Origin of the sequence: Microbulbifer discodermiae (genome assembly GCF_040742695.1) — a bacterium.
In the GTDB taxonomy this organism is placed as follows: domain Bacteria; phylum Pseudomonadota; class Gammaproteobacteria; order Pseudomonadales; family Cellvibrionaceae; genus Microbulbifer.
Window position 1 is genome coordinate 1 of sequence record NZ_JBFLAB010000112.1, and the last position, 4,586, is coordinate 4,586.

Here is a 4,586-nt window from a genome sequence, read left to right on the forward strand (position 1 = left end):
GTCTCATTCTCCTGGACGCATTCCTGTCAGACTTCTGCGAGGTACTGCGCAAGACGCTCCCGCACATCAAAGTAGGGATTGGGCACAAACACCCCGGATACTTCCGGGGTGCTGAGGATGCGTTCAAGACTGGCTTTGGGATCGGTTACGGAGCGCAGATACTCTCCCAGCTCCCAGTAGCCACCCGCTGGTATTGCATTGCTCAGGGAATGCACTCGCTTGCGGGCGAGGATGGCATACAACAGCAGTTCGCTGGCACCACTGGACCAAATTTCGGTGGCGGCGCGCAGGCAGGCCATGCCGGAGTACATCCGCGGGAGTATGCGGTCGGGCCAGGAGCGCTTTAGAATGGCGCGGTACTTTTGATTGGTGACCGGGTGGGGTTTGATAAAGGCTCCGGCGGCCACTGCAGCGCGCAGCATTTCCAGGTCCATGGCGCCGGCCGCCATCAGGTTGCTGCCGGGCAGCAGGGCCACTTTACTGGGAAGCTCTGTTTGATAGCTGTGCAACAGGTATTTGTCAGGGGCGGCTTTGGCCACTGAGGCCCAGTCATGCCTGGTATTGCATTGATCCGCCTGCCGATATCGCGCCAGTGCCTGTTCGACCTTGGTGGGGGTCAAAATGATGCCCCCCAGCCCCGCCATACATTCAGTCACGGTGAAGGCGCCACCGTCGCCGTGATAGCGCAGGTCGTATTCCAGTGGTATCCGGTGCTTTTCCGCCAGTGTCGCGGCGAGCTTTAGCAGCGGCACCGATTTTTCATCCCGCCAGGTAACAAAACCCGTGCGGTGCACCCGTGTCGCCGGATCCCAAGGGGTTTCGCGCATCAGCCGGTCTCCCGGTCTGCTTGTGTGAGGGCCCGGGCAATACGCTGGTCCAGGGTGTCGATCAGGTGCGCGGTCAGTTCCTGCTGCGCTTCCTGCAGGTCTTTCACGGCGTTGCGGTACAAGCCGGAGAGGTCCCTCACCCGCTCTTCCAGTAAGTTCAAACGTTGTTCCTGTGTCACGGTCAGCTCCAGGTGGTGTTGCGGCTGGTGGCTTGGGAGGTGGTTTTGCTGGTGTTGCGGTTGGTGGTTTTAGTGGTGCTTTGGCTGGTGTTCCAGTTGGTGGTGGTGCTGCGGCTGGTATTCCAATTGGTGGTATAGGCGGTGGTGTAGCTGGTGGTTTTGTTGGTCAGCCGGGAATCCGGTTCACCGGGGACATGCTCGTAATTCGTTATCCATTCGGTGGTGTAGCTGGTGACTCTGCTGGTGCTTTTGCCGGTGCTCCAGGCGGTAGTGGTGCTGCGACTGGTATTCCAGCTGGTGGTATAGCTGGTTCCATAGGCGGTGCCATAGCTGGTATTGAAAGTGGTGTTGTAGGCGGTCGTGAAGGTCCATACCCAGGGCCTGATCCAAACCCCGGCGCGCCGCACCCAGACTTCTTTTACCTGTTGCCAGCCGCCGGCGTGGCGGGCACGGATGTCGACCGGATCCCGCCAGCTGCCCAGACGCACCTTGACGCTCACCGGCGCTGCTCCATGAATCCGCAAAATGTCACACCAGGAACCATACATCGCCGTCCTTGCCGCCCGTGGGCTGGCTGCTGCTCACGGTGACCTTGGGCAGGTTTTGGATATCGTCGATGGAGGGTTTGTTTTCCGGGTGATAGACCTCTTTGCCCTGGACTTTCACGCTGCTGCCGCTCAGTGTTGCCGCGGTCAGCGCCTTTTCGGTGGTGATATTGCCGCTCGCATGGAACACCATGTAAACCCCGGTGAGGTTGCCCAGAATCAGGTCGCCATTGGCCGCGCCGTACCAGAGCCATTCGTATTCGGCGCCGTGCCACTGCAGTTTGATGCCGGGCACTTCTTCGCCGGCCTGATCCGAGTCCGCCTTGATGGTGAGGGTGGCGCTGCCAAGACCGCCGTCCAGAATAAAATCCCCATCCACCCGGGCGTTTTGGATGGTGAAGGTGTAACTGGAGATGGGCAGCCAGCCGCCGTTGTAACGCAGATAGCCCTCTCCGTCCTGGGGCGCTTCCAGCGGCACTTGAAGATCATTGGCGACCTGGAAGTTGGTGCGGTACTCAAGCCCTGTGCCGTCCTGGCGTATCCGCACATAGCGGCCACCGGAGTTGGAAAAATCCGGCAACTGGGAGATACCCGCGGTGCGCAGCTGCTGGCTCACATTGCCGTCAAAGGCGGTGACAAAGTCGATACTCCAGCCACTCACCCAGTAGGCGGCCGCGGTTTGGGCGCCGGCGACAAACAGCTCGCGCATCTTGATCGACGGATTGGACCAGACGGTGTTCAGGTCCCCGAGCCAGACCACAGGGTGGTCGTCGGGCCCATCCCCGAACCGCACCGGCAAAATCTGCGCGGGGTTTTCGCCATCCAGCACATGGGCCTGCATGTCGTGCCAGCGCTGTTGTGCGGCATCGGTCTTGCCCGAAACCATCAGCGAGAGGGAGTGGGCTTTCTGGTTCTGGTCCGTGCCCTCCAGGATCACGTCGAGGATCATGCGAAAGTGGATGTTCTTCCAGGTCTGGGGAAAGCGGATGGCGATGGCGCCGGTAAAAGCTCCGGAGTATTTATTGGCGGCGCCCCGGGGCATGACCACCTGAGTGCCGGCGGCAGTCTCGTGGTGCAGGCCGCCCTTGCCGCTGCGGTTATAGCGCGCATCGGCGATATCGATGTCCGGCACCTGGTCAGGGCCCAGCCCGACATCGCGCTCGGCGGCGCTGCCCAGCACCACGCCGATGGCGCGCTGAAGCGAGCGGGAGAACACCACCCAGACGCCGGTTTCGCGGTCCTGATCAAAATCCCCGCCGGAGACGTGGGTGGCGGCGCAGACAAAACTGTCATCGCCGTAGTTCACCAGGTCCCCCACCCCAAAACCCTGCCCCGCATCCCAGTTGCCGCGGGGATTGATCCCGGTGGTGAGGAGGTTGCGCACGCTGGTGGCCAGCATAAACAGTTCGATCAGTCCGTCCTTGAGTTTGCCGTCGTCCCGCAGCAGTACCCGCAGCGCGTCCTGTGTGGACGACAGGGCACTGGCGATGCCCGACAGTTCATTGTCGAGACTGACCGGGTCGGCACGATTCAGGTCGCTAAAATTGGTGTCGGGCCGGTAGGGTTGCTGCTGGGACATGGCGGGCTCCGTTAATAGCGGATGTTTAACGCCTGCAACGCGGCCTCGGCGCCGTTGGCCGGTGCGCGCCCGCCGGCGTTGCCGGCACTGGAGGTGAGCGGGGCCGGATCCTTTTTGGGCGGCGGCTGGCTGACGCTCATGCTGCTGATGGTGTCGTACAGGTTTTCGATCTGGGGCAGCCAACTGGAGGGATCACCGCTCTGGGTGATGCGGGCGATTCGGGCGGAGATCAGTTTTTCCTTCTGCGGCCAGTCCACATCGCTGGCGGCGGTCTGTGCGGCCCAGGCGTCGATGTCCTGCACGGCTTTTTGCACGGTCTGCTGCTGTTGTGCCTGCCGGTGCTCGGATTCCCGTTGCTGTGTCTGGCGGTGCTTCTGGTCCGCTTCCAGGCGCCGCGCTTTGGCCATCTCCAGCGCTGCGGCCTCGTTCAGGCCCATGTCGTTCACCTGTTTGCGCAGGTCGGGAAAGTCGCCGAGGGGGTCTTCCAGTTGCAGGGGCTGGCCACTCAGCAACTGGTACTCTTTTACCTGGCGCAGCAGGATTTTGCCCGCCGCGGCAAGGTCGCCGGTTTTAAGAGCACGCCCATATTCGAACAGCTCGGCAATCTCATCCGCCGCCAGTTTTGAGTCGGTGAACATCTGCTGTACCGGTTCCAGGGTTTTTTGCAGTGCCTGGGCCTGTTGCTCGTATTCCACCGCGCGGTCATTGGCCGCCTTGACGCCGTTAGCCAATTTGCGAAAGCGGGCCTGGGACCCCTGGCTGAGGCTGGTCTGCTCTTCGGCGGTGAGTTCCAGGTCCTCTTCAGTCAGCGCCCGGTCGGTGTTATCCGGCTCCTGATCACCGTCTTTGTCCTCCGCCACGGACTTTTTATCGCTCGCCTCTGCCGGCGTCGCGGTGTTTTCAGGTTCAGGGCCTTCTGCATTCTGATTTTCCCGGTCCCGGTGCTCCTTATCCTGATTGGGATCATCGGCGCTGTGCTGATGGGTTTCCTCTGCACGCACCGGGACACTGCGCTCGATGGCTTCCAGGGCGCTCTGCGGCGCTTCCTGATTTTCCGGTTGCTGAGTTTCCGTTTGCTGTTCCGTGTCGTCATTCATTGCATGGTCTCTGTGGCTGGGGGAATTGGTGGGACAGGCGCGGGCAACTGGCCGCCGGCGGGCTCTGCACCCTGCTCGGCGATCTCGGCCAGGTCGAACCGTTCGTCAAAACGCTTGAGGGTCTGTTCCAGTACAAACTCGGCCACGCCCGCCATGGGATGGGCGACGGCTTTCAGTTGGCCGATCTGCATCAGCTGCTGTTGCAGGATGGGCAGCAGTTGCACCCACTGCTCCCGCTCCCGTGTCTGATTGGGTTTGGCGGTGGAGCCGCCGCGGACACTGACCCGATACAAGTTGTAAATATCCTCGCGCTCCATGGTGGGCCACACGGCCCCCTGGCCGGCGATCTGGCGCACCTG

General features: G+C 61.8%; 6 protein-coding genes. All 6 read right to left on the reverse strand.

Going from position 1 to position 4,586, the window contains the following annotated elements:
• Window positions 1-26 precede the first annotated feature (26 nt).
• A complete protein-coding gene (locus tag AB1S50_RS18910) occupies window positions 27-827 on the reverse strand; it encodes a hypothetical protein (protein ID WP_367152775.1) in 801 nt (266 codons plus the stop codon).
• Window positions 827-1,006, reverse strand: a complete 180-nt coding sequence (locus AB1S50_RS18915) for a hypothetical protein (protein WP_367152776.1) — start codon at window positions 1,004-1,006, stop codon at window positions 827-829. The genes AB1S50_RS18910 and AB1S50_RS18915 overlap by 1 nt, the downstream gene beginning before the upstream one ends.
• Window positions 1,007-1,008: 2 nt before the next feature.
• Window positions 1,009-1,506 (reverse strand): hypothetical protein, encoded by a 498-nt coding sequence (locus tag AB1S50_RS18920; protein ID WP_367152777.1) that lies wholly within the window; start codon window positions 1,504-1,506, stop codon window positions 1,009-1,011.
• A 28-nt stretch (window positions 1,507-1,534) separates the two neighbouring features.
• Window positions 1,535-3,130, reverse strand: a complete 1,596-nt coding sequence (locus AB1S50_RS18925) for a hypothetical protein (RefSeq protein WP_367152778.1) — start codon at window positions 3,128-3,130, stop codon at window positions 1,535-1,537.
• 11 nt (window positions 3,131-3,141) lie between these two features.
• Window positions 3,142-4,227, reverse strand: a complete 1,086-nt coding sequence (locus tag AB1S50_RS18930) for a hypothetical protein (protein ID WP_367152780.1) — start codon at window positions 4,225-4,227, stop codon at window positions 3,142-3,144.
• The coding region (locus tag AB1S50_RS18935; RefSeq protein ID WP_367152782.1) for a hypothetical protein at window positions 4,224-4,586 on the reverse strand (363 nt) is incomplete at its 5' end. The genes AB1S50_RS18935 and AB1S50_RS18930, both read right to left, overlap by 4 nt.